Consider the following 24,144-nt stretch of genomic DNA (forward strand, 5'->3'; position numbering starts at 1 on the left):
AAGCAACTTGCCATATGTTCAAGAAATCACATATATATGCATCACATATGCATCAAGGGCATAGACGTGAAAAAGGCGCTGTCTTATGACAGCGCCTTTTTGAGTGGCTAGTTGTTAGGGGCTAGGGGCTAGGGGCTAGGGGCTGACTGCTGACTGCTAACGGCGGGCCGCCCTTTAGGACGGCCCCTACGAGCCACGAGCTACGAGCCACCAATTATTCCCCTTTTAATTCCAGGGCCGTTTTGATCAGGCCTTTGAACAGCGGATGAGCGTTGGTCGGACGGGATTTAAATTCCGGATGGAACTGGCAGCCGACGAACCAGGGATGATCTTTGAGTTCGACGATTTCTACCAGGCGGTCGTCCGGCGACGTGCCCGACAGGACCAGGCCGGCATTGACCATTTCCGTACGGTATTTGTTGTTAAATTCCCAGCGATGGCGATGGCGTTCGTAAATGAGGTTTGTCCCATAGACTTCGTGGGCCTTGGTGCCTTCCGTCAATTTGCAGGGATATAGGCCGAGGCGCATCGTGCCGCCTTTATCGGAGATGTCGACCTGGTCCGGCATGAGGTCGATGACCGGGAATTTGGCATCTTCGTGAAATTCCGACGACGTAGCGCCTTCGAGGCCGACGACGTGGCGGGCAAATTCCATGACAGCGCACTGCATACCCAGGCAAAGACCGAGGTAAGGCACGTTGTTTTCACGGGCATACTGGACGGCGCGGATTTTGCCTTCGACGCCACGGTTGCCGAAGCCGCCGGGAACGACGATGCCGTCGATACCTTTGAAGACTTCTTCCATGGACAGGTTCGGATCTTCCAGGGTTTCCGAATCGATCCAGTGGATGTTGACTTTGGTCTTATAGGCGATGCCGGCATGGTTCAAGGCTTCGGCTACGCTGAGGTAAGCATCGTGAAGGGCGACATACTTGCCGACCAGGGCGATTTCCAGGGTCTTTTCCGTATTGTAAATGGCGTGGACCATCTTCTTCCAGTCTTCCATATCGCACGGGCGGTCGGGCAGGTCGAGTTTGTCCAGGACGATGCGGTCCATGCCTTCTTCTGACAAGAGGAGCGGCACTTCATAGATGCTGTTCAAGGTCTTGTTTTCGATGACGGCATCTTTATCGATGTCGCAGAACAGGGCCAGTTTTTCTTTCATTTCATCCGACAAGGGGCGTTCCGTACGGCAGACGATGATGTCCGGCTGGATACCGATGCTGCGCAGTTCCTTGACGCTGTGCTGGGTCGGTTTGGTCTTCAGTTCGCCAGCAGCGCCGATGTACGGCACGAGGGTGACGTGGATGTACAAGACGTCATTGCGGCCGACTTCCTTCTTGATCTGGCGGATGGCTTCCAGGAACGGCAGGCTTTCGATGTCGCCGACAGTGCCGCCGATTTCCGTGATGACGATGTCCGCATTGTCGTCGTCGCCGACTCGATAGACGCGGTTCTTGATTTCATTGGTGATGTGCGGGATGACCTGGACGGTATGGCCCAAATAATCGCCGCGGCGTTCTTTCTGCAGGACAGACCAGTAAATCTTGCCGGTCGTGACGTTGGAGTTCTTGCCGAGGTTAATGTCGATGAAGCGTTCATAATGACCGAGGTCGAGGTCCGTTTCCGTACCGTCGTCGGTGACGAAGACTTCGCCGTGCTGGTACGGGCTCATCGTACCCGGGTCGATGTTGATATAAGGGTCAAACTTCTGGATCGTGACCTTATAGCCGCGGTTCTTCAGCAAACGGCCCAGCGATGCTGCTGTAATGCCTTTCCCTAACGAAGAAACGACGCCGCCTGTGACAAAGATGTATTTAGCCATATTTCCTCCCTGTTGAGCTTCTGCTCATCGAATCAAAAATCAAATCGCTTATTATTTTATTATATTACATTTTTTCAGGAGCAGAAACCCCTAAAATAGCCAAACTGTTTGCAATGGTGATGCGGACTGCCGTGACCAGGGCCAGACGGGCTTTTTCCAAGTCCTTATCTTCCTGGATGATGCGGCAGTGGTTATAGAACGTATGGAACATGCCGGCCAGTTCGTGGACGAAGTGGGCGATGCGGTGCGGCGCCCGTTCGCGGGCTGCGCGCTGGACTTCTTCCGGGAAAGCGGCCATCTTCTTGATCAGTTCCAGTTCGTATTCATTGGTCAGCGTATCCCATTTGACGTCGGACCAGTCCATGCTGAGGTTGGCACCGGCTTCCTTGGCCTGACGGTAAATGCTGTAGATACGGGCATGGGCGTACTGGATGTAGTAGACCGGATTTTCGTTGCTGTGGGATTTCGCCAGGTCCAGGTCGAAATCGAGCTGCGTATCCAGGGACCGCATGATGAAGAAGTAGCGGGCTGCATCGGTGCCGACTTCTTCGATGAGTTCGTTCAGCGTAATGGCCTGACCCGTACGCTTGCTCATCTTGACGGGCTTGCCGTCGCGGAAGAGGCTGACCATCTGCAAGAGGAGCACTTCCAGCTGATCGACGTCGTAACCGAGGGCTGCCATGGCCGCTTTGACGCGGGCTACATAGCCGTGGTGGTCGGCGCCCCAGATGTTGATCATCTTCTTGAAGCCCCGGTCATACTTATTCTTATGGTAGGCGATATCGGCTGCCAAATAAGTCGGTACGCCGTTGTCGCGGATGACGACACGGTCTTTGTCGTCGCCGTAGTCCGTCGATTTCAGCCACAGCGCACCGTCTTTTTCATAAATCTTGCCCCGTTCTTCCAGGACCTTGCAGGCTGCCTGGATGGCATCGGGATGGAGCGTCCGTTCGCTGAACCAGTTATCGTAATGGACGTTGAAATGAGCCAGGTCCCGTTTGAGGGCCTTGAGTTTTTCTGCATAGGCCCGGTCCTTGAACAGTTCCAGCCGTTCTGCTTCCGGCATGTCCAAATATTTATCGCCGTCCTGGTCGATGATGGCCTGGGCCGTTTCGATGATGTCATGGCCGTGATAGCCGTTTTCCGGGATTTCCGCCGGCTTGCCCAGGAGTTCCAGATAACGGGCGTTGACCGACGCAGCCAGGTTGTTCATCTGGTTGCCGGCATCGTTGATGTAATATTCAGCCTGGACGTTATAGCCTGCAGCCCGCAGGAGGTTGACCAGGGCACTGCCATAAGCGGCACCGCGGCCGTGACCGACGTGGAGCGGCCCCGTCGGGTTGGCACTGACGTATTCGACCTGGATCGTGTCTTCCTGCCGAAGCGGTGCATGACCATAAGCGTCACCGGCTGCCAGGATCTGTTTGAGCGTATCGTAGATGACGTCGTTCTTCAAGAAGAAATTGATGAAGCCGGCACCGGCGATTTCAGCATGGTCGAGCCAGGGGTAATCCATGCCGTCGACGATGGCCTGGGCAATGATGCGCGGTGCCTTGTGGGCGACGCGGGCCGACTGCATGGCGATGTTGCTGGCAAAATCACCGAATTCCTTCTGCGGCGGTACTTCCAGGGCGACATCGGGATAGTCGCCAGCGGGAAGCGTGCCGGCTGCAATAGCCTTGTTCAGGGCTTCCGTAATGCCCTGCTTCAATAAATCCTTCATTTCCATTACGCTTGATCCTCCTGCACGGTTATGGTTAATTGTGTATAATTGGCGCTGACGCCTTCGATATGGACGTCGTAGCCTAACTGAATCGTACCGGTCCCATCGAGCAGATCGGCACGGCATTCATAGGTCTTCATCTGCACGTCGAACGTGCCGACCGGTGTGTCATACTGGGAGCGCGTCACCTTTCCCTTGCGAAATTCCTGACGCTGGCGGAGCTTCCCGAGGCGCAACAATAAGACGGACCCTCCGGGTAATACCTTGATGACCGTCGTAACGCCTTTCATTTCCGTCAGCTCGCTCTCTTCGTAGACGATGTACTGCGTCCCGTCTTTGACGTAGTATTTGCCTTCGGAAACGAGCTCCATTTTCAGCTCTTCTCCCTCTTTGTTACGTTGGATACTCTTTACACTTACTAAGACAGGTTTCAATGTATTCCACCTTTCCTATCACAAATCCAATGTTACTATTATATAACAAGTGCCGGGAAAAAGAAATACTTTTTTCACTTCTTTCTCGCTTCATTTCAAATCGGCCACAGTGAAAAAGGACCTGCCCATGAGGGCAAGTCCTTTTTCCTTACATATGTAATCCTTCGCGCAATTTTTCAAAGATTTTTTGTTCGTCTTCGGTCAGGTCCCGGCCCAGGTCGATGTGGAGTTCTTCCCCATTACTGCGGGCCTTGTCCTGTTCGTGCTTATCGCCGCTCTTGGCGCTATCGTCACGGATGATCACGCTTACACCACCTTAGATCAAAGTTTTCGGATCGGGATATTCTTTAATGCTTTCAACCAGTTTGTCAGCCAATTCGTCGAGTTCACATTCCTGGTCGTCGCGGAGGGACGATTTCATATCCATCGTCGGTTCCAGGAGTTCGCAGCATTTGAACTGATTTTCGACGTAGTCCACCATGGTCTTGTAAGCAGCCGATGCCCAGCTGTGGCAAGCGATGACGCCGATGGTGCGTTTCTGGAACATGAGGGTCTTCAAGTCGTGGAGGAAGTTTTCCATGGGCAGGAAGAGGTTCAGGTTGTACGTCGGAGCAGCCAGGACGAGGTGGCTGTATTCCCAGGCTTTTGCCGTGATGTACGACGAATGGATCTTGGCTACGTCGTAGAGGCGGATGTCCTGGATGCCGCGCTGGCTCAATTTATGGGCCAGGACGCAGGCAGCCCGTTCGGTGTTTCCATAAATGGACGAGAAAGCGATGACGACGCCTTTCTTTTCCGGTACATATTTAGCCCAGTGGAGATATTTGTCGATGATGTACTTAATCGTAGCCGGCGTGCGGAATACGAAGCCGTGGAGCGGGCAGATGAAGTCGATGGGAAGGCCCGATGCCTTCTTGAGGACGTTGACGACCTGCGGGCCGTATTTACCGACGATGTTGACATAGTAGCGGCGGGCCGAATCGAGGTAGTTTTCTTCAAAGTCGACCTGGTCTGCATAGACGTTGCCGACCGTACCGAACTGGCCAAAGGCGTCGGCACTGAAGAGGACATGATCGGTCAGGTCATAGGACATGATGACTTCCGGCCAGTGGACCATAGGAGCCTTGACGAACTGCAAGGTGTGCTTGCCGAGGGCGAGCTGGTCCCCTTCTTTGACGGCAACGTAGCGGTCCGTCATGGGATGGCGGAAGAACTGTTCAAAGAGTTTGAACGTCTGCGGCTGGCCGATAATCTTGGCATCAGGATATTTTTCCAGGAGCGCCAAGGCGGAGCTGGCATGGTCCGGTTCCATATGCTGGAGGACGAAGTAGTCCAGTTTACGGCCTTTGAGCAAGTATTCTACATCTTCCAGGAATTCGTCGCGGCACGATTTATCCATGGCATCGACGACGCATGTCTTTTCATCATCGATGAAATAGGAGTTGTACGTTACGCCTTCGGGAATCGGGAAAATCCGTTCAAACAGTTCGGTACGGAAATCGTTGCATCCCATCCAATAAATACCATTTTTAATTTCTTCTACACAATGCATATTGATATGACCTCCTTAAAAAGTACAAGCAGCAGTCCTGCTGTAATGGCAATTCTCATACCCATATCATACCATTTTTTGGACAAATAGGAAATACTAACAAGAAAAAAAGTTAATTAAAAATCCTTATTGTTTATTTGTTTTGCCTGTATCGCGGTTGTTATCGGACGACTGACGGCTTTTCGACGAATCGGAACTCTTAGTATTCGTCGACTTATCGTCAGACCGGCTGCGAGTCGTACTCTGGGAGCTGGAAGTCGATTCACTGCGCCGTGTTTCCTGAGAAGAGCTGCGGCTCGGCGCCGATGCACCGATGGAATCGGCTTCGGCTACGACGTTGTCGATGAGCTGTTCCAGGACCTCGCGGTCGGCCTGGGACAGGTTCGTGCTTTCATTGAGCATATCCTTGGCCTGCTGAGCCAGGCTCTGAGCCTGGGAACGGGCCGAGCTGCGGCTGATGGAGCCGTTGCGGTACTGGACCTTCAGGCTGCGCAGTTCATTGGAAATGTCATTGGCCTTGCTGCGGATACGGGCAGCCACCATTTCGCCGCTGCGCTGTTTCCGGGCATCAGCATCCTGCAGGCGCTTGTCTTCTTCCCGGTTTTCCAGCAGTTCTTCCTGCTGCTGTTCGGCCACTTTATCCAGGGACGCCGCCGTCACATGGGTCCCAACGTAGTATTCATAGCCCATGTAGCCCAAGATGATGAGTGGAATACAGAGAAGCATCATTTCGACTTTGCGCATATGGGCGGCCCGCTTCCAGCTGATGACATTCTTGCGGCGGTGTTCCATGATAAGGACGATGATCAGGACGAGGACGACCAGGAACAAGGCGATATAGATGAACAATTTATGCCAGACCGTGGCCTGAAGCTTGATTTCCGTCGGGTTGGAATTGGACAGATTCCACAGATAGGTGCTGCCCTGGTCGTCGGCTTTATCGCTGTTGCTGACGACGCGGGTCCCGGACGGGAAGGAAACGATGTATTCCAGGTCGACGCCGTTTTCCGGCATCGGTGCGCCTAAGCGCAGGCTCTGGATGCTGTCTCCATCAAAATTATAATCGATATAATAAGTCGAACAGATGAGGCCGTCGTGCGTCTTGTGGACGATATGGTCGACAGAGCTCTTGCTGGCCCCGTCTTTGGTGATGGTCTTCATGGCCCGGAAGCCTTCGCCATTATCATTGTTATAATCCATAATGGTATAATTGCGCTTCTGGAATTCATCGGCATCATCTTTCAAGGACTTCTGTCCCTGAGCCGAATCGGACACCTTCAGGACATCCTGTGTTTCGCTGCCATCGTCGTGGATGATGGTCTGCGCCCGGAACCCCGATAAGAGGAAGAACGCTGCCAACAGCATGACCGTCATAGCAATCTTGGCAATTTTCGCGTATGCTTTCATAGTCTCCTCGCTTTCTTTCTGTGCCGTCATTCTTCTTTCGGCGGTACCATTCCGGTATCGACGAGATGAGGCCGGTCAAATAAGGTCTGGGCCTCTTTCTCCTGGCGGGCCTTGGCCATGGCCGCGCCATTGCTGATATCCGCCAAGGGAATCCCATTGACGAAGATGCCCTCGATGACGCCTTCCCCCCGCTTGATGCGGATACTGGCGATGATGTTGTCATCCTGGCGGAGCCCATAGATGCCATCGGTCAGTTCCGGAGCCAGGCGGTAGCGGTCAAAGCCGACCTGGAACTGGACGTAGCCATCTTGATAGGAAACGACGGTGGCCTGCATATAGTCGCCGCCGACGAAAGGCTTGGATGCCGAAGCCCCCTGGATTTCCATAAGGCCTGAAGCATCCCGTGAAATATAAACATAAATCTGCTGTCCCGTTTCTGGCGGCGTGTCGTCCCGCCACCGGGTCGTATCTTCGGGGAAGACGACGCGGACATAATCCGTCCCGAAAGAAGCTACTTCCAGACGGGGAACGCAGCGCCACTGATAAGGGATCCCATCGACAGCGATGTTATGCCAGCGCCATCCCATATAGGCGACGACGGCGAACTGGATGAGGACGACAAGGGTGAAAAAGATCCAGCGATACCGTCCGTCGAGCGAAAAGGAAAGATGGAGTCCCTGCAAAGGCGGTGAAAATTTCATTTTCGATTGCCTCCTTGATGAGACCACGGCGAGTGGGTAAAGTATTTTTTACGTTTCGGAGCCGGCTTCATCGAACTCCACGGCGATTCCGTGATCCGCGGCTTTTCTTCCGGCACCGGTTCCTGAGGAACAGCCATCTGCTGCGGCACGGCCTCCGTCGTTTCGTGGACGGTCTGGCTGACCGGCACTATAGGCGTTACGTCAGATTTCTCTGTATCGGCAGCCGGAGCCGTAAAGGTGAAAGCTGGCGGAGCTTCTGCCGGTTCGGCTGGTACAGGCGGTGCTTTCGGCAAATCGTCTGCCTTTTCTTCCCCAGCCGGTTCCGCAGACAGCCCCAATTCGGCCGGCGATGGGATACGGACGTCCTTCATCCATTCGGCCAGACTGTCGGCATCACTGGCCGCATCCTGGACCTGCCAGGACGGCATTGCATCCTTAGGCGGCACGTCGGCCTCACGGTCTTCTTTCACCTGGCCGCGGACGCGCGTCGACGAATGGCGAAGGCCGGTCCGCCGGGCTGCGCGCAAAGCCGCCCAGGCCTTAGCCTTCCGGGTCCGTTTGAACTGGAAAAGGATCAGTGCCAGGACGACGATTGCCAGCAGCGGTGCCAGCGGTGAGAACTGGGTCCCAAAAATGAAGGCCAGGATCAGACTGACAAAAAGGACGACGCCGAACTTCATATGCAGGCTGTGACCGGGCTTAAAGCCCTGGGACGTTTCAAAGAAACCTAAGACGACCATGTACAGCGACGATAAGACCAGGGGAATCGAAGAATAGAGCCCGGCCCGGACGAGAAGGGTTTCAAAGGCCAGGATGAACGGGACGGCCAAGTACAAGACCGGTCCCCACAAGCGTTTCTTTACGGTCCTGGCCATGAGAGCGATCATCACGGCAAAGAGGACGAGCGTCACCAAAGCCGTCACCCAATGGAACTCGTGTACCCTGGCAATCCCGTCCCAGGCAGCAGGCAGACAGGAAATGAGCAGGGATCCGGCAGCGGCAAAACGGCCGAACCAGCGGAAAGGGACACCCCAGGACTGATGGATGTCGATAGAATACCCGATCAGCATGATTGTCACGGCCAGGCTCCCCAATAAGAGGAAGGGGATATAGTCCGTCGCCCGGGCGGACAAGCCAAAGGCGGCGAAGACCGTCATGGTCATGAGCCAGGAAAAACCGGACAGGCGCCGTTCATCGCGCATGGTGATGAGGGTATTATAAAAAGGTACGGCCAGCAGGAGCAGGACCCATAACAGCGCCGTCCCGCCGGGCGTATTCATCGGGCCGCCGGCAGCCGTCCAATACAGGAGAGACAAATCATAGACGACCAGGGCCGCCAGGGACCGCAGCAGGTAGACCACAGGCAGGCAGAGGAGGGCGCAGACGGCGACATAGGCCGTCACATCCCAGCCGATATAAAAAGACTGCTCGGCCATCGCCAGGACAGCAAAGATGCCCAGGCAATGGACCAGGGCCACGCCTTCAGCGACGAGGCTTCCCTGCCGTTCCTGGAACATGGCGGCGCCGACGCCGATCTGGGTAATCAGGAGCAGGACACAGGCCAGTCCCATGCGGACCGTAATCGACACGTAGTACCAGAACTGGGAAACGCCCCAAATCAGGGCGATACCGGCCGCAGCCAGGCCGATGACGGCCAGCAGGGCATATAAAGGCAGGGTCGTCAAAAGAGATTTCCTTTGTTCGTCCCTGCCATAAGATTTTCGTATTTTTTGCCGGGCTTCTTCGCTGATCCAGCCTTTAGAAACCCAGTCATCGACTTTTCTGTCGAGCCATACATTGGTATTTCGTTCCATAGTTGCCTCCAGGCACTCATTTTTCAAACAGGCAAAAAAAGGCATACCTGTGTACCCAGTATACCACAAAAAGAACAATTCCCCTATGGCACGACGTGAAATTTTAAAAAAAAAGAAGCTGTCGCATGTGCGACAGCCTTTTTTTAGTGGTTAGCAGCTAGTGGCTAGGGGTTAGCAATACAGATTGCTTCTCCGCGAACCACTAACTACGAACCACTACTCACTATTTAACGATCAATACGGGGCAGACCGAATGGGTGACGACATAGCTGCTGACGGAACCCATGAACAAGCCTTTCAACGGCCCGAGGCCGCGGCTGCCCATGACGATGAGGTCGGCATTGTATTTCTTGGCCACCGACAAGACGGCCGGACCGGGCGAACCGACTTCAAAGACACTCTTGACTTCGATGTTCTGGGGAATGGATTTCGCAAATTCGTCGAGGATGCCCTTCCCTTCTTCTTCCATGTCCAAAGCGACCTGTTCCGTGACGTAGCCGCTGGCATTGGGGATCTGGTCGAAGTTAGAAATGACCGATACGATGTTGGCGACATAGACCAGCGTAATCGTAGCGCCTAAGGACGAGGCGATGACGACGGCATGTTCCAGCGCGCGTTTTGAGTTAACAGAACCGTCCGTCGGTACGATGATGTTATTATATTTTTTCATATGAATCCCTCCTTATTAAGGCCTGTACTTATCCTTGATATATATATTCGCCATGACTTTTATGGATTCCTTCTTTGTCATCCAAAATTTTTTCAGAAAATGTCCGCTTTTTATTTTTAGAAATCCATCCGGCCTATACTTAAATGACCATGCGAAATCTGAAAAATGAGTATAAACTTTCATGTCTCTATGCTATAATACTGAATATGATTGTAATATTTTTAAGTTTCTCTGCAATCAGATAATAAGAAAGGTGGTTTTTATGACACATGAACTCGTAAGTGCGACCTTGCCCGTATGGAGTATCATCCCCTTCGCCGGGATGCTCTTGTCCATCGCCATCGTGCCCCTTGTCCGCCCGGAATGGTGGGAAAAGCACATGCTCGGTGCAGCCATCGCCTGGTCTCTTTTGTTCCTCATCCCCTTCGCCGCAGCTTATGGCGTCGGTGAATCGTGGTTCCGGCTCTTAGAATCGGTCCTCCTCGACTACATTCCCTTCATCGTCCTCCTCTTCGGCCTGTTCGTCGTCGCCGGCGGCATCGCCGTCCGCGGCACCTTAGCCGGTACGACGAAGATCAACTGCCTCCTGCTGTTCATCGGCACGTTCCTGGCCAGCTGGATCGGTACGACCGGCGCTGCCATGCTGCTCATCCGTCCCCTCATCCGGGCCAATGCCTGGCGCAAGAACAAAGTACACCTCATGGTGTTCTTCATCTTCCTCGTCGCCAACATGGGCGGCTGTCTGACACCGCTCGGCGATCCTCCCCTGTTCATGGGCTTCCAGCGCGGCGTCCCCTTTACCTGGACCTTCCATCTCCTGCCCATCCTGGTGCTCAACCTGGTCCTCATGTTCGCCCTCTTCGCCTTCTTGGACAAACACTTCTATAATAAGGAAGTAAAAGAAGGCCGGACTCCGCTCGACTTGATCGATGAAAACGACAAACAGCCCCTTCGCCTGGAAGGCGCTCACAACCTCATCTTCATCGCATTGATCATCATCGGCGTCCTGGCCAACGGCCTCCTGCCGGATATGTTCCCGGCTTTCGCCAACGGCGCAGGCCTGCACATTTACGATGAAATCGTCTTCCCCTATGCCACCTTGGCAGAAATCGCCATCATCCTCGTCGCGGCCTTCCTGTCCATCAAGACGACGCGGAAATCGACGCGGGACCTCAACGAATTTACGTATGCCCCGATTCTGGAAGTGGCTAAACTGTTCATCGGCATCTTCGTCACCATGATTCCGGCCTTGATCTTGCTCAAAGCCCACGGTGCTGAACTGGGCCTGTCCCATCCGTGGCAGATGTTTTGGGCCACCGGCGCCCTGTCGTCCTTCCTGGACAACACGCCGACGTACCTGGTCTTCCTCCAGACAGCCGGTGCCCTCGGTGCTACCCAGGGTATTACGACGTCCGTCGGGACGGTCTCCCAGATCATGTTGGAAGCCATCTCGGCCGGTGCCGTCTTCATGGGCGCCAATACCTATATCGGCAATGCACCGAACTTCATGGTTAAATCCATTGCAGAAGAAAACAAGATCAAAATGCCGAGCTTCTTCGGTTACATGGGCTGGTCCGTAGCCATCCTCATTCCGCTGTTCATCATCGACATGGTCGTCTTCTTCTTGTAATTCGTGGCTAGTGGCTAGTGGCTCGTTATGGACTCAGATGCCGCTATGCGGCGATGGATTCAAAGTGACAACGACGCTTCGGGATAACCCTCAGCGCGTATCGGGCCGCCTTATCAGGACGTCCCCTACGAAATCGCATGCAGGCGATAAAAAAACCATTGCGGCTGCAGCCGCAATGGTTTTAATTTTTTAACCATCCACTACAAACACACAAAAAAGCTGTCGCAAATGCGACAGCTTTTTTAACTGGTGATCCATCCGAGATTCGAACTCGGGACACCCTGATTAAAAGTCAGGTGCTCTACCAGCTGAGCTAATGAATCATGGCTGGCAGGGGTAGCTGGATTCGAACCAGCGCATAGCGGAGTCAAAGTCCGGTGCCTTACCACTTGGCTATACCCCTATGGGGCGAGTATAGGGATTCGAACCCTAGCGTAACGGAGCCACAATCCGCCGTGTTAACCACTTCACCATACCCGCCATATGAGATTATCTGCGTCGGGAGATTATCTGCGTCGGCCGCGCTGTATTAGCGCCGTCAACGTAGATAATCTTACCATGAACCCTTCACAAAGTCAAGCACTTTTTCAAACTTTTTTATCTTTCTTTTTCTCCGTATAATAAGTCCTTGACGAAGTTCGGCAGGACGAAGGCGCTCTTCTGGATTCCTTCGTTGTAGTATTTGGTCGGGAAGGTCCGTTTGCGGTTCGGTTCCCATGCCAAGGGATCGTATTTCTTCGAGCCCATGGTGAAGCAGTGCATGCCCGACGGGTAGAGCGGGATGAAGGCCGTGTACAGGCGGGTGATGGGGAAGATGTCCGATACGCAGTCGAAGATATCCTTGACCAGTTTGCGGTGCATGAAAGGCGATTCGGTCTGCTGGACGAAGAGACCGTCTTCTTTGAGGGCCTTGAAGGTGTCCTTATAGAAATCATACGAGAACAGTCCTTCACCAGGGCCGACGGGGTCCGAGCAGTCGACGATGATGACGTCGTAATAGTTTTCGGCTTCCCGCATGAAGGCGATGCCGTCGCCGACTTTGACGGTCAGTTTGGGATTCTTTTCAAGGATGGCTTTAGAGATTTCCGGGAAATATTTCTTGGACAATTCGATGACCTGGCCATCGATGTCGACCATGGTGACCGATTCGACTTCCGGATGACGGACGGCTTCCCGGGCAGCGCCGCCGTCGCCGCCGCCGATGATGAGGACTTTCTTCGGGTTGGGATGGAGGAACAGGGGGATGTGGACGATGCTTTCGTGATACATAAATTCATCTTTGATAGACGTCTGGAAAACACCGTCCAGGACCAGCATGCGGCCAAATTCCTTGGAATCGGCGACGATGATGTCCTGGAACTGCGAGTGACCGCGATAGAGGATATCCGACACTTCCGTCGTCAAATCCAAATACGGGGACTGGTGTTCGCTTACGAATTTTCTCATGACAGGGCTCCTTTATGATAAAAATATAGCTTTCATTAAGACAGGGACACCTTTATTCTATCATATTTGCCAGGATTTGTCGTAACTCATTTTATGGCGCAGCAAAAAATCCTCTCTCCCACCCCCTTACAGAACAAGGGGATTATGGTACAATATAAAGTAGACTTTTTATATACAGTCTTTATAATATAGAAATTTATAAGAAAGAATCGGTTGGTAAACCGATAGGGTGACAAAACATGAAAAATCTCTTACATATCGGTATCGACATCGGTTCGACGACGGTAAAGATTGCCGTCCTCAACCATGCCAAACAATGCCTTCACGCATGCTATGTCCGCCACTATACGGATATACGCCAAAAAGTTTGGGATTTACTCCAAAACGCCTATGAAATCTTTGGCGACCGTCAAATCACCATGGCCATCACCGGCTCTGGCGGCATCGCCCTGGCAGACTACCTGCACATTCCCTTTTTGCAGGAAGTCATTGCCGGTACCAAAGCCGTCCGCACTTATTATCCCCAGTCGGACGTCATCATCGAACTCGGCGGTGAAGATGCGAAGATCACCTACCTGACCGGCGGCAACGAACACCGCATGAACGGCAACTGTGCCGGCGGGACCGGGGCCTTCATCGACCAGATGGCGACCCTCCTCGACACCGATGCCAGCGGCCTCAATGAATTGGCCAAGAAAGCCGACACCATTTATCCCATCGCCGCCCGCTGCGGCGTCTTCGCCAAGACGGACATCCAGGCCCTGCTCAACGAAGGGGCCAGCAAGGAAAATGTCGCCGCTTCCGTCTTCCAGTCCATCGTCTTCCAGACCATCACCGGCCTGGCCTGCGGCCGTCCCATCAAAGGCACGGTCTGCTTCCTCGGCGGTCCGCTGACCTACCTGTCCCAGCTTCGGGAACAATTCGCCAAGACCCTCCATCTGACGCCGGAACAGGTTATTGCCCCGGAAAACGCTCAGGTCTACGTGGCCATCGGCGCCGCCCTGGGCAGCATAGATACGAAGCCCGTTTCCTTCATGAACCTCATGGGTCAGCTGAAGAACGTCGACGAATCGACCCTGGCCAAATCGGACCGCGTCGAACCGCTGTTCAACAACCAGGCCGAACTCGACGAATTTCGGGCCCGCCACAGCCAGCACACGGTCCCGCAGGCGGACATCACCACCTACAGCGGCCCGTGCTACCTGGGCATCGACGCCGGCTCGACGACCATCAAGGCCGTCGTCCTCAGCGAAGACATGAAGATCCTTTATTCGCACTACCAGAACAATGAAGGCAGCCCTTTGACAGCGGCCAAGAACATCGTCGCCGAAGTCTACCGCCGCCTGCCGGAAAAGGCCTTCATCGCCAAAGCCGGCATCACCGGCTACGGCGAAGCCCTGCTCAAGGAAGCGCTGCACCTCGACCTGGGCGAAGTCGAAACCATTGCCCACTATCAGGCAGCGTCCCACTTCTGCCCGGACGTCGACTTCCTCCTCGATATCGGCGGCCAGGACATGAAATGCAGCCGCATCAAAGACGGCCATATCGAAGACATCCTGCTCAATGAAGCCTGCTCGTCGGGCTGCGGTTCTTTCCTGGATACCTTCGCCAAATCCCTGAAAATGTCCATCCAGGACTTCTCTCAGGCCGCCCTCCTGGCCAAGAGCCCCATCGACCTGGGCTCGCGCTGCACGGTCTTCATGAACTCCAAAGTCAAGCAGGCCCAGAAAGAAGGGGCTACACTGGCCGACATCTCGGCAGGCCTCTCTTACTCGGTCATCAAGAATGCCCTGTATAAAGTCATCAAGGTCAAAGACCCGGCCAAGCTCGGCAAGCACATCGTCGTCCAGGGCGGCACTTTCTACAACGACGCCGTCCTGCGGGCTTTCGAAAAGCTCCTGGGCCGCCAGGTCATCCGTCCGGCCATTTCCGGCCTCATGGGCGCCTTCGGCATGGGCCTCGTCTGCCGCACGGCCTATCACCAGGACCACGCCAAGTCGACCATCGTCAGCCCGAAGGCCCTGGAAGAACTGCAGGTCACGACGTCCATCCGCCACTGCGGCTTGTGCACCAATAACTGCCTGCTGACGGTCAATACCTTCAACGACGGCCGGTCCTTCATCACGGGCAACCGCTGCGAACGCGGCGCCGCCGGCTCGACATCGGCCCGCAAGAAGCCCCTGCCCAATATGTACAAGGTGAAATACAACCTGCTCTTCGGCTACAAGCCCGTAGAAAATGCGCCGCGCGGCACCGTCGGTATCCCGCGGGTCCTCAATATGTACGAAGACTATCCCTTCTGGTTCACGTTCTTCACCAAACTCGGCTATACCGTCGTCCTTTCCGACCCGTCTTCAAAACCCCTCTTTGAAAAGGCGATGGACACGGTCCCGTCGGATTCGGCCTGCTACCCGGCCAAACTGGTCCACGGCCACATCGAAAACCTGTTGGAAAAAGGCGTCGACCGAATCTTCTATCCCTGCATCCAGAACGGCCCCAGCGAAGGCAGCAAGGACAATACCTTCAACTGCCCCATGGTCATGAGCTATCCCGAAGTCATCCGCAACAACATGGGCGAACGCCTGGCCGAAACCAATACGCCCTATCTCTGCCCCTTCCTGCCGCTCCACGACAAGAAGCGCATCGGCAAGCGCCTGGCGGAAGAACTCAAGGCCTGGAACCTGCCGGCTCACGAAATCAAAGCCGCTGCCGCTGCCGCCTGGGACGAAGAAGAAGCGTATAAACAGAAAATCTATGATTTGACTAAGAAAATCCTGGACAACCTGGAAAAGACCGGTCAGCGGGCCATCGTCCTCTGCGGCCGCCCGTACCATATCGACCCGGAAATCAACCACGGCATACCGGAACTCATCAACAGCCTGGGCCTGGCCGTCCTCACCGAAGACGGCGTGGCACCGCTGGGCCAGTTCCCGGGCCACCTGCGCGTCGTCGACCAGTGGTCGTACCATTCCCGCCTCTACCGGGCGGCCCAGTACATCACGCAGCATCCGAACCTGGAACTGGTAGAACTCAATTCCTTCGGCTGCGGCCTCGACGCCATCGTCGCCGACCAGGTCCAGGACATCCTGGCCCATGGTCACAAAATCCACACCCTGCTCAAGATCGACGAAGGGTCCAACCTGGGCGCCATCCGCATCCGCCTCCGTTCGCTGCTGTTCGTCATGAATCACCGGCCCAAAGAAGATCACGTCATCGAACCGTATTCCTACGAAAAGACGAAATTCACCAAGGAAGACGCCAAGCAGAACGTCATCCTGGCCCCGTCGATGACGCCGATCCATTTCCCGCTGTTCATGGCCGCTTTCGAACACGAAGGCTACCGCGTCGAACTCCTGCCCCACCAGGGCCAGAAAGCCATCGATACGGGGCTGGCTTATATCCACAACGACGCCTGCTACCCGGCCATCATGAGCCTGGGCCAGATCATTACGGCCCTCAAGTCGGGCAAATACGACCTGGACCACACGACGGTCATGATTTCCCAGACCGGCGGCTGCTGCCGGGCGACGAATTACATCGGCATGATCCGCAAGGCCTTGAACGACGCCAACATGTCGCAAGTCGCCATCTTGTCGCTGAACCTCAAGGGCATGAACAAGCAGCCCGGCTTCCAGCCCGGCATCGGTTTCTGGCACCGCCTGGTCATGGGCATGATTTACGGTGACGCCCTGCAGCAGGTCCTGTACCGCACACGGCCTTATGAAAAGGTCAAGGGCACGGCCGAAGCCCTCTTCCACAAGTGGCAGAAGAAATGCGCCGAACAGCTGAAGAAAGCCGATTTCAAATCGTTCAAGAAAAATATCCGCGACCTCGTCGACGAATTTGACCACATCGACATGAGCGAAACCATGAAGCCGCGCATCGGACTGGTCGGTGAAATCTACGTCAAGTTCCACCCCATCGCCAATAACCATATCGTCCGCATGATTGAAGAAGAAGGCGGCGAAATCATCGTCTCCGGCCTGGCAGACTTCTTCCTCTACGGCCAGCTGGACAGCCAGTTCCGCCACAAGTACCTGTCGGGCAGCTGGAAGGATTCCTTCCTCAGCAAGACCGCCGTCCGCCTGTTGGAATGGTACCGCAAGCCTTATGAACAGGCCGTCGCCAAGAGCCGCCATTTCGATTCCATCACATCCATCTACGATATCGCCGACGAAGCGAAGAAATACTTGTCCCTGGGCCATGAAGCCGGTGAAGGCTGGTTCCTCACGGGGGATATGATTGACCTCATCCACCGCGGAGCCAAGAACATCGTCTGCCTCCAACCCTGGGCCTGCCTGCCGAACCACGTTACGGGCAAAGGCATGATCAAGACCTTGAAGGCCGCCTTCCCGGAAACGAATATCGTCGCTATCGACTATGACCCCAGTGCCAGCTCAGTCAACCAGACAAACCGTCTGAAACTGATGCTGACGACGACCTTTGAAGGCATCCGCGAACCGGTGCAGGAAGATGCGAAACCGGTCCTGCCCTTCCTGAGCGGCGTCCGCATCAACAGCTCACTGGAAAAATAGTTCCAATAAAAAGGGGGTATGTATCATGAAAAACATCTTAGTTCCCATTGACGGTTCCCATCCGTCGCACAACGCCTTGCAGCATGCCATCGACATTGCCAACGTCTACAACGCTGAATTGACCATCGTCAATATCACCAATGCCGATGCCGTCCTGGACAGCTTCGATGTCTTCGAAGACATGACGGACGAAAAAGTCAAGGACCTGACCAAGCTGGCCAAGGACAAGAGCGGCTACGTCCTGGAAAAAGCCATGGAAGCCGTTCCGGAAAATCTGATGGTCCACACGGTCCAGCTGGTCAGCACACCGGAAATCGGCATCCTCAGCGAAGCGGAAAAATGCGACGCCGATCTCATCGTCATGGGCCGCCGCGGCAGCCATTCCCTGTCGGAACAGATTCTGGGCAGCGCCAGCACGTATGTCCTGGCCCATGCCAAATGCCCGGTCCTGCTGGCACATAATGAAAAAGAAGGCCCGTATCAGCGCATCCTCGTCCCGGCCGACGGCTCGGAAGAATCGTTGAAAGCCGTCCGCTACGCCGTAGAATTTGCCAAAGCCGACGGCGCATCGGTGACGGTCTTCCACGTCGCCAACATGCGCGACCTCATTGCCGAAGAAACGGCACTGGACCAGAAAAAACACGGCCTGGAAGACCTGACAGACCGCCTGCGCCAGAGCGCCGACCGCGTCTTTGCCCTGTGCAAGGCTGCCGTAGCCGACCATAAAGGCGGCGTGGACATCCACTTCGTCGCCAACATCGGCCGCCCTGGTCCAACAATCCTCAAAAAAGCCGAAAAAGACGGCTCGGACCTGCTCATCATGGGCAGCCGCGGCCGCAGTGGCCTGACCTCGATTCTCCTGGGCAGCGTCAGCCGCTACATCACGACTCATTCGGGCCTGCCCGTCATGATCGTAAAATGATGAGCTCGTGGCTTCGGCCTGCGGCCTAGTGGTTCGTGGTTCGTAGACCGCAACGGTCCCCTGGGCCGTCTGTAGGGGCCGTCCTGCTAAGGCGGCCCGCCCTGAATGATGGGGATAACGCAGGCCGTAGTTCTCCGAATACACCCGAATACATAAAAAGGGGCTATCCCATTAAGCAAAAATACTTAATGGGATAGCCCCTTTCCATTGAAATTTCTGAGAAAAAGCAACCTCTCAGTCAGCGTTGCTGACAGCTCCCCTATAAAGGGAGCCAGGGCAGGCCGTACAGGACGGCGCCTGCATTGCGGAGTGCGACCTGCGGGCGCCCTTACACGAGCCACTATTTTTTTCTCATCGCCTTGTAGAGTTTTTCTGCCGTCATGGGCAGGTCGCGCAGCCAGATGCCGGTGGCATTATAGATGGCGTGGGCGATGGCCGGTGCCGGCGAGTCGATGACGAGTTCGCCGATGGATTTGGCCCCGAACGGTCCGTTCGGTTCGTAGCTCGGTTCAAATTCAACGTTGATCTGGCCCAGATCCATACGCGTCGGCATGCGGTACTGCATGAAGGAGTTGTTCTGGATACGGCCTGACGGCGTAAGCTGGATATTTTCGGTCAGGGCCATGCCGATGGCCTGGACGATACCGCCTTCGGTCTGGACTTTGGCCAGGGCCGGATTGATGACCGTGCCGCAGTCGACGACGGCGTCATACTGTACCAGCGAGATATGGCCCGTTTCCGGGTCGACGTCGACGGTAGCGGCACCGGCCATGTACGGCGGCGGACTGGTCGGCGAGTAGCACGATTCCGTCGCTTCCAGGGCGATGTCATTCATGAACATGGCGTCGTTGCCCAGGTCCTTGATGGTGATTTTCTTCCCTGTCGCCAGGTCGGTGATGGCCTGGCCGTCAAATTCCAGATTGTCGATACCGGCCGAGCCGAGTTTGACGGCAGCCCGTTCTTTCATGCGCTGTATCAGGCTCTGGCAGGTCTTGACGACGGCATTGCCCGTAAGGTACGTCGTCGACGACGCATAGGAGCCGCTGTCATACGGCGACGTATCCGTATCGACGCCATAGGTGACGATGTTGTCGACCGGGCAGAGAAGACATTCCGCAGCAATCTGGGCCAGGATAGTATCACAGCCCGTCCCCATATCGGTAGCGCCGATATTGAGGGAATAGAAGCCGTCGTCGTTGACCTTGATAGTGACCGAGGCGACGTCGACGTTGGTAATGCTCGACCCCTGCATGGCCGCAGCGATGCCGATAGCCCGGATATGGCCATTGGGCAGGACCTGACGCGGGCAGTCGTCGTGCCAGCCGGACATCTGGACCACCCGTTCCAGGCACTTGTCGAGGGTACAGCTCAGGGCCGTTTCATTGAAATAAGCCGGCATGACCTGTCCCTGACGGACCAGGTTCTTCAGGCGCAGGGCCACAGGGCTCATGTGCAGGGCTGCTGCCAGTTCATTGACAGCCGTTTCCAGGGCAAACAAGCCCTGGGTCGCACCGTAACCGCGATAGGCACCGGCGGCGATGGTATTGGTATAGACGCAGGTATAACTGAAGCGGAAAGCTTCGGCTGCATTATACAAGGGAATCGATTTATGCCCCGACAACGTGACCGTCGTCGGCGTATGTTCGCCATAAGCACCGGCGTTCCACAGGGAATCGACGAAGATGCCGCGGATATGGCCGTCCTTGCTGGCGCCGAGGACGACGCGGATCTGCGATTCATGGCGCGGCGTCGATACGGTCATGGATTCTTCCCGGCTGTAAATCATATACGCCGGTTTTCCCGTCAGCCAGGCAATATACGCCGGATAGACTTCCATGACGGCTGTCTGCTTGGAGCCGAAGCCGCCGCCGATGCGCGGCTTGATGACGCGGATCTTCGATTTCGGGATTTCCAGGGCATTGGCAACGATGCGGCGGACGTGGAACGGAACCTGCGTCGAACTGACAATGGTCAGGCGGCCGAAGGCGTCCTTATAGGCATAGGCCCGGAACGTTTCCATAGCGCCCTGCTGGTTCTGGCGCGTATGATAAGTCCTGTCGATGACGACGTCCGATGAAGCCAGGACGGCATCGATGTCGCCGTGTTCATCACAGGCCTGGGCGACGAGATTGCGCTTGTTGTCGCCGCCGACGTCGACGAGAGGATTCCAGTTGTCTTCGGGATGGACGACGATATCGTTATCCAAGGCTTTGGTGAAATCCAGGAGCGGTTCCTGGACGTCGTACTCGACGCGGAGGACGCGCAGGGCCTTGTCGACGGCTTCTTCACTCGTACCGGCGACGAGGGCGACGGGATCGCCGACGAAGCGAATCTGCTTATCCAGGATGAGGCGGTCATACGGGCTCAGTTCCGGATAGGTCTGGCCGGCAATGGTGAACCGCGACTGCGGTACGTCATCGGCCGTGACGATGCAGACGATGCCCGGCACCTTTTCGGCCGCACTCTTGTTCACGTTCTTGACGATGGCTCTGGCATGAGGACTGCGCAGGGCCTTGACGATGAGGCAGTCCTTGGGCCGCAAATCATCCGTATAGACCGGCTGGCCTGTGACCAGGGCTTGGGAATCCTTCTTGGCAACAGTATGGTTGATAACTTTGTATTCCATTATGCCCGGACCTCCTTCCCTTTGGCTTTGAAATAGGCCTTGATGGCCCGCATATGGCTCACGTAGCCCGTGCAGCGGCAGAGATTGCCCGACAAAAATTCCTTGATGTCGTCTTCGGTAGGCGCATCGAGCTTGCGGACCATGGCCAGGACATTCATGACGAAACCGGGATTGCAGAAACCGCACTGGTCGGCGCCTTCACGGCCCATATAGAGGGCAAATTCTTTGGCTTCGTCCTGCAAGCCTTCCAGGGTCGTCACATGACAGCCGTCGATGCGGACGGCCAGCATGGCACAGGACAGGACGGGTACGTCATCGACCCAGACCGTACAGAGGCCGCAGTTCGTCGTTTCACAGCCGCATTTGACGCTGTAACAGCCCTGGCTGCGAAGAAAATCATAGAGCATCAGGCCCGGCGCGACGTCAGCCGTCGCCTTCTGGCCGTTCAGCCAATACGTAATGGTCATCACTGGTCACCTCCCAGTACTTTCGTCAGTAAGCGACGGCAAAGGACGACCGCCATATCGTGACGATAATCGGCAGAACCGCGCATATTGCTTTCATAACTCAAAGAGCCGGCTATCGACGCAGCGGCCCCTTCCATCCCCTGGCTGCGCACATCGCTTACGGGCAGGCTGACAACCTGGGCCCGGGCCGGACGGGCGCCGATGGCACAGCGCACGTTTTCTGCGTCGGCCGACACGGCTACGGCGATGACCGGGAAATCCGTTTCATTGAGACGCAGTGAAGCGTACGCCGTCTGGCAGGCCTTTTTCGGGATGACCACCTGCGTGACGATATCCGTACCCGGTCCGTTCTGACCGAAGTCTGTCAGGCTGACTGTGCCGCCTTTGTACAATTCGACGCGGGCATCCAAGGCCAGGAACAGCGTCCAGATGTCAGAAAAGCCGAAGCGGCCGCTGATACTGCCGCCGACAGTCGCCATGTTGCGGAACTGGGTCCCGACGATATGGCGGACGGCTTCTTTCATAGCCCCCTGGGTAAAAGCGGCCAGCCCTTCATGACCTTCGAGCTGCCCTAACGTGACCATAGCGCCGATGCGGAAGACATCGTCTCCTTCTTCGATCTGGTCCAGCCCCAGCCCGGACAAGTCGATGGCCTGGGCAATGCGCCGCTGCGGCGACAAGCGGAGCCAGCAGCAGCCGCCGAGGACGACAGCGGACCGCTTTTGCTTGAGTTTCCACGCTTCTTCCAGCGATGCCGCTTTCGTATATTGCGCAATATTCATAAAAAACCCTCCTTTGCAGGGTAAAAAATAAACTTCAATGCATAATTTATCAAGTTTATTATACCAGCAAAGAAGGGCGGGCCGCAAGGGCTCGTGGCTCGTGGCGGGCTGCGTTCATTTCCATCGCCTGTATGCGATACCGTAGGGGACGTCCTGAGCAAGGCGTCCCACTGTGAATCATGGGTATGACCATTCTGGTATATGAGGCTTTTTTTCACGCATCACCCGTCATACATGTCGTGTACATCACATTTCAGGCGGGCCGCCTTACCAGGTCGGCCCCTACGCAGGCCCCGGTCGGGGCGTTTTTTTACGCGCTGAGGGCTTCCCGAAGCGTCGTTGTCAGTTTGAGTCTGTCGCGGCGGAACGCCGCATCTGAGTCCGCGAAAAAAGCCGTGGCTCGTGGCGGGCCGCCCTGGCCGGGTCGGCCCCTACGGGCGGATAACTTGCCGCCTATGGTAACGTCGTTTTTCTTCATACATGTGCTTATCGGCGGCTTGCAGGACAGGAGGCAAGCCTTGGATGGCTTCGGCTACCCAATGATAGCCCAGGGCAATGTTCAAGTTTTGGGACGCGATTTGTCTGCGGATCTGATAGCAGGCCTGATGGAAATTCCGTTCTTCCACATGCTGCCAGATGATGACGAATTCATCGCCACCGATGCGAAATACCTCACCGCCATGGCGATATTGCTGAAGAATCGACGCCGTATGACAGATGAGCCGGTCACCGCTGGCATGACCTTCTTCATCGTTCGTCTTCTTGAGGTTATTGATATCGGCAAAGAGGACGCCCATGCTGACCTGGCAGTTGACGTGCTGCTGATAGGCATCGAAGGCATTGCGGTTAAACACGCCGGTCATCTGATCGATGAAACTGTGGTTCCGCATCTGATAGATATGGTCGCGGCCTTTGAGCAGCACCAAAAGGAAGCTGCCTGCCAGGCGGAGTAATTCATCGGCCCGTTCTCTTGCATCGGGATGAATATTTTCCAAGACAATCGCGCCAATCCGGTTGCCCGGCATGAAAAAAGCCATCGCCGCTACATTGTGAATGTGAGCGCGATGCATATGTTCCTTTATAGAAGAATCCAGGTCCGGCCAGTCCGCCGTATTGGCAATGAAGACCGGATGGCCCCGACTGGCCAAGTCCTTGAACCAGCCCCGCAGCTTCTGCCGATCTTCGTTCGGGATGACACGATCCGTATCATAAGTCATGCCGTCCGGGGTCCAGCAATAGAAGTGGATAGGCGTATCATCGAAGAGAAACGCTTTTCCAGCGCCTAAAAATGAGCCAATGCGGGCAACAAAGGAAAAGAGGATGTCGTCCGGGTCATCATTGGTCATAGCCTGACACACGGCATCCTGTAAAATCGCAATAAGCGTCGCCATCTTTTTCTGATTACAGTACATGGAATCCCCCTTGTCTGATACACACAAAAAAAACGGCCCCATACTGGCTGTACGGCGGCCGTCATCAGAAACCTGATTCCTTTTTTGCACACAAAAAAGAGAGATTGCAACTGGCTGCCAGTAGAGGCCCTATAGCTTTGCGTCGCCGGGTTTCCCCGGGTTTGCCGAATTTAATGTTTACTTTTTACATCAAGTATT

General features: G+C 55.3%; 17 protein-coding genes, 3 tRNA genes and 1 riboswitch. Of the genes, 3 read left to right on the forward strand and 17 right to left on the reverse strand.

Annotated features, from left to right (window positions below; genetic code table 11):
* Nucleotides 1-214: 214 nt before the first annotated feature.
* From NOS26_RS02110 to NOS26_RS02150, 9 genes are all read right to left on the reverse strand, one after another.
* Nucleotides 215-1,825 (reverse strand): CTP synthase, encoded by a 1,611-nt coding sequence (locus tag NOS26_RS02110; protein ID WP_014015126.1) that lies wholly within the window; start codon nt 1,823-1,825, stop codon nt 215-217.
* A gap of 64 nt (nt 1,826-1,889) precedes the next feature.
* On the reverse strand, nt 1,890-3,554 hold the full coding sequence (gene argS, locus NOS26_RS02115; RefSeq protein WP_022497722.1) for an arginine--tRNA ligase: 1,665 nt from the start codon (nt 3,552-3,554) through the stop codon (nt 1,890-1,892).
* Nucleotides 3,554-3,982: a DUF1934 domain-containing protein gene (locus NOS26_RS02120; RefSeq protein WP_014015128.1), complete on the reverse strand. Its 429-nt coding sequence runs from the start codon at nt 3,980-3,982 to the stop codon at nt 3,554-3,556. The genes argS and NOS26_RS02120 overlap by 1 nt, the downstream gene beginning before the upstream one ends.
* Nucleotides 3,983-4,130: 148 nt before the next feature.
* The gene (locus NOS26_RS02125) at nt 4,131-4,286 is read right to left on the reverse strand and encodes a hypothetical protein (RefSeq protein WP_014015129.1); all 156 of its coding nucleotides are present in this window, start codon (nt 4,284-4,286) and stop codon (nt 4,131-4,133) included.
* 12 nt (nt 4,287-4,298) lie between these two features.
* Entirely contained in the window at nt 4,299-5,534 is a 1,236-nt protein-coding gene (locus tag NOS26_RS02130; RefSeq protein ID WP_014015130.1) for an FprA family A-type flavoprotein, read from the reverse strand.
* A 126-nt stretch (nt 5,535-5,660) separates the two neighbouring features.
* On the reverse strand, nt 5,661-6,941 hold the full coding sequence (locus tag NOS26_RS02135; RefSeq protein WP_014015131.1) for a hypothetical protein: 1,281 nt from the start codon (nt 6,939-6,941) through the stop codon (nt 5,661-5,663).
* A 26-nt stretch (nt 6,942-6,967) separates the two neighbouring features.
* A complete protein-coding gene (locus tag NOS26_RS02140) occupies nt 6,968-7,642 on the reverse strand; it encodes a hypothetical protein (protein ID WP_014015132.1) in 675 nt (224 codons plus the stop codon).
* Nucleotides 7,639-9,456 (reverse strand): DUF2157 domain-containing protein, encoded by a 1,818-nt coding sequence (locus tag NOS26_RS02145; protein WP_255917207.1) that lies wholly within the window; start codon nt 9,454-9,456, stop codon nt 7,639-7,641. Before NOS26_RS02145 ends, NOS26_RS02140 begins: the two co-directional genes overlap by 4 nt.
* 223 nt (nt 9,457-9,679) lie before the next feature.
* A complete protein-coding gene (locus NOS26_RS02150) occupies nt 9,680-10,126 on the reverse strand; it encodes a universal stress protein (protein ID WP_014015134.1) in 447 nt (148 codons plus the stop codon).
* Nucleotides 10,127-10,388: 262 nt separating this feature from the next.
* Between NOS26_RS02150 and NOS26_RS02155 the strand changes: the two genes are divergently transcribed.
* A complete protein-coding gene (locus NOS26_RS02155; RefSeq protein WP_014015135.1) occupies nt 10,389-11,756 on the forward strand; it encodes a sodium:proton antiporter in 1,368 nt (455 codons plus the stop codon).
* A 247-nt stretch (nt 11,757-12,003) separates the two neighbouring features.
* Here NOS26_RS02155 and NOS26_RS02160 read toward each other — a convergent pair.
* The 4 genes from NOS26_RS02160 to speE all read right to left on the reverse strand — a co-directional run bounded on the left by NOS26_RS02160 (nt 12,004) and on the right by speE (nt 13,202).
* A tRNA-Lys gene (locus tag NOS26_RS02160) sits at nt 12,004-12,079 on the reverse strand.
* 5 nt (nt 12,080-12,084) lie between these two features.
* A tRNA-Gln gene (locus NOS26_RS02165) sits at nt 12,085-12,159 on the reverse strand.
* 1 nt (nt 12,160) lies between these two features.
* Nucleotides 12,161-12,236: transfer RNA gene (locus NOS26_RS02170), tRNA-His, on the reverse strand.
* A 117-nt stretch (nt 12,237-12,353) separates the two neighbouring features.
* Nucleotides 12,354-13,202 (reverse strand): polyamine aminopropyltransferase, encoded by an 849-nt coding sequence (gene speE / locus NOS26_RS02175; protein ID WP_027894749.1) that lies wholly within the window; start codon nt 13,200-13,202, stop codon nt 12,354-12,356.
* A gap of 239 nt (nt 13,203-13,441) precedes the next feature.
* On the opposite strand from speE, the gene NOS26_RS02180 reads away from it, so the two are divergent.
* Both NOS26_RS02180 and NOS26_RS02185 read left to right on the forward strand, forming a co-directional pair.
* Nucleotides 13,442-17,737 (forward strand): 2-hydroxyacyl-CoA dehydratase, encoded by a 4,296-nt coding sequence (locus NOS26_RS02180; RefSeq protein WP_255917208.1) that lies wholly within the window; start codon nt 13,442-13,444, stop codon nt 17,735-17,737.
* Nucleotides 17,738-17,762: 25 nt separating this feature from the next.
* Nucleotides 17,763-18,659, forward strand: a complete 897-nt coding sequence (locus tag NOS26_RS02185) for a universal stress protein (protein WP_014015138.1) — start codon at nt 17,763-17,765, stop codon at nt 18,657-18,659.
* 340 nt (nt 18,660-18,999) lie between these two features.
* On the opposite strand, the gene NOS26_RS02190 is transcribed toward NOS26_RS02185, so the two are convergent.
* The 4 genes from NOS26_RS02190 to NOS26_RS02205 all read right to left on the reverse strand — a co-directional run bounded on the left by NOS26_RS02190 (nt 19,000) and on the right by NOS26_RS02205 (nt 23,946).
* Nucleotides 19,000-21,285, reverse strand: a complete 2,286-nt coding sequence (locus tag NOS26_RS02190) for a xanthine dehydrogenase family protein molybdopterin-binding subunit (protein ID WP_054335881.1) — start codon at nt 21,283-21,285, stop codon at nt 19,000-19,002.
* Nucleotides 21,285-21,752, reverse strand: a complete 468-nt coding sequence (locus NOS26_RS02195) for a (2Fe-2S)-binding protein (protein WP_022497851.1) — start codon at nt 21,750-21,752, stop codon at nt 21,285-21,287. The genes NOS26_RS02190 and NOS26_RS02195 overlap by 1 nt, the downstream gene beginning before the upstream one ends.
* Nucleotides 21,752-22,534, reverse strand: a complete 783-nt coding sequence (locus NOS26_RS02200; protein ID WP_255917209.1) for a xanthine dehydrogenase family protein subunit M — start codon at nt 22,532-22,534, stop codon at nt 21,752-21,754. The genes NOS26_RS02195 and NOS26_RS02200 overlap by 1 nt, the downstream gene beginning before the upstream one ends.
* A 431-nt stretch (nt 22,535-22,965) precedes the next feature.
* Complete coding sequence (locus NOS26_RS02205) at nt 22,966-23,946, reverse strand: GGDEF domain-containing protein (RefSeq protein ID WP_074786965.1); 981 nt, start codon at nt 23,944-23,946, stop codon at nt 22,966-22,968.
* A 102-nt stretch (nt 23,947-24,048) separates the two neighbouring features.
* Nucleotides 24,049-24,122, reverse strand: a riboswitch (cyclic di-GMP riboswitch).
* Between the last annotated feature and the right edge of the window lie 22 nt (nt 24,123-24,144).

This window comes from Megasphaera sp. SC8-1, from assembly GCF_024436295.1.
Taxonomy (GTDB): domain Bacteria; phylum Bacillota; class Negativicutes; order Veillonellales; family Megasphaeraceae; genus Megasphaera; species Megasphaera elsdenii.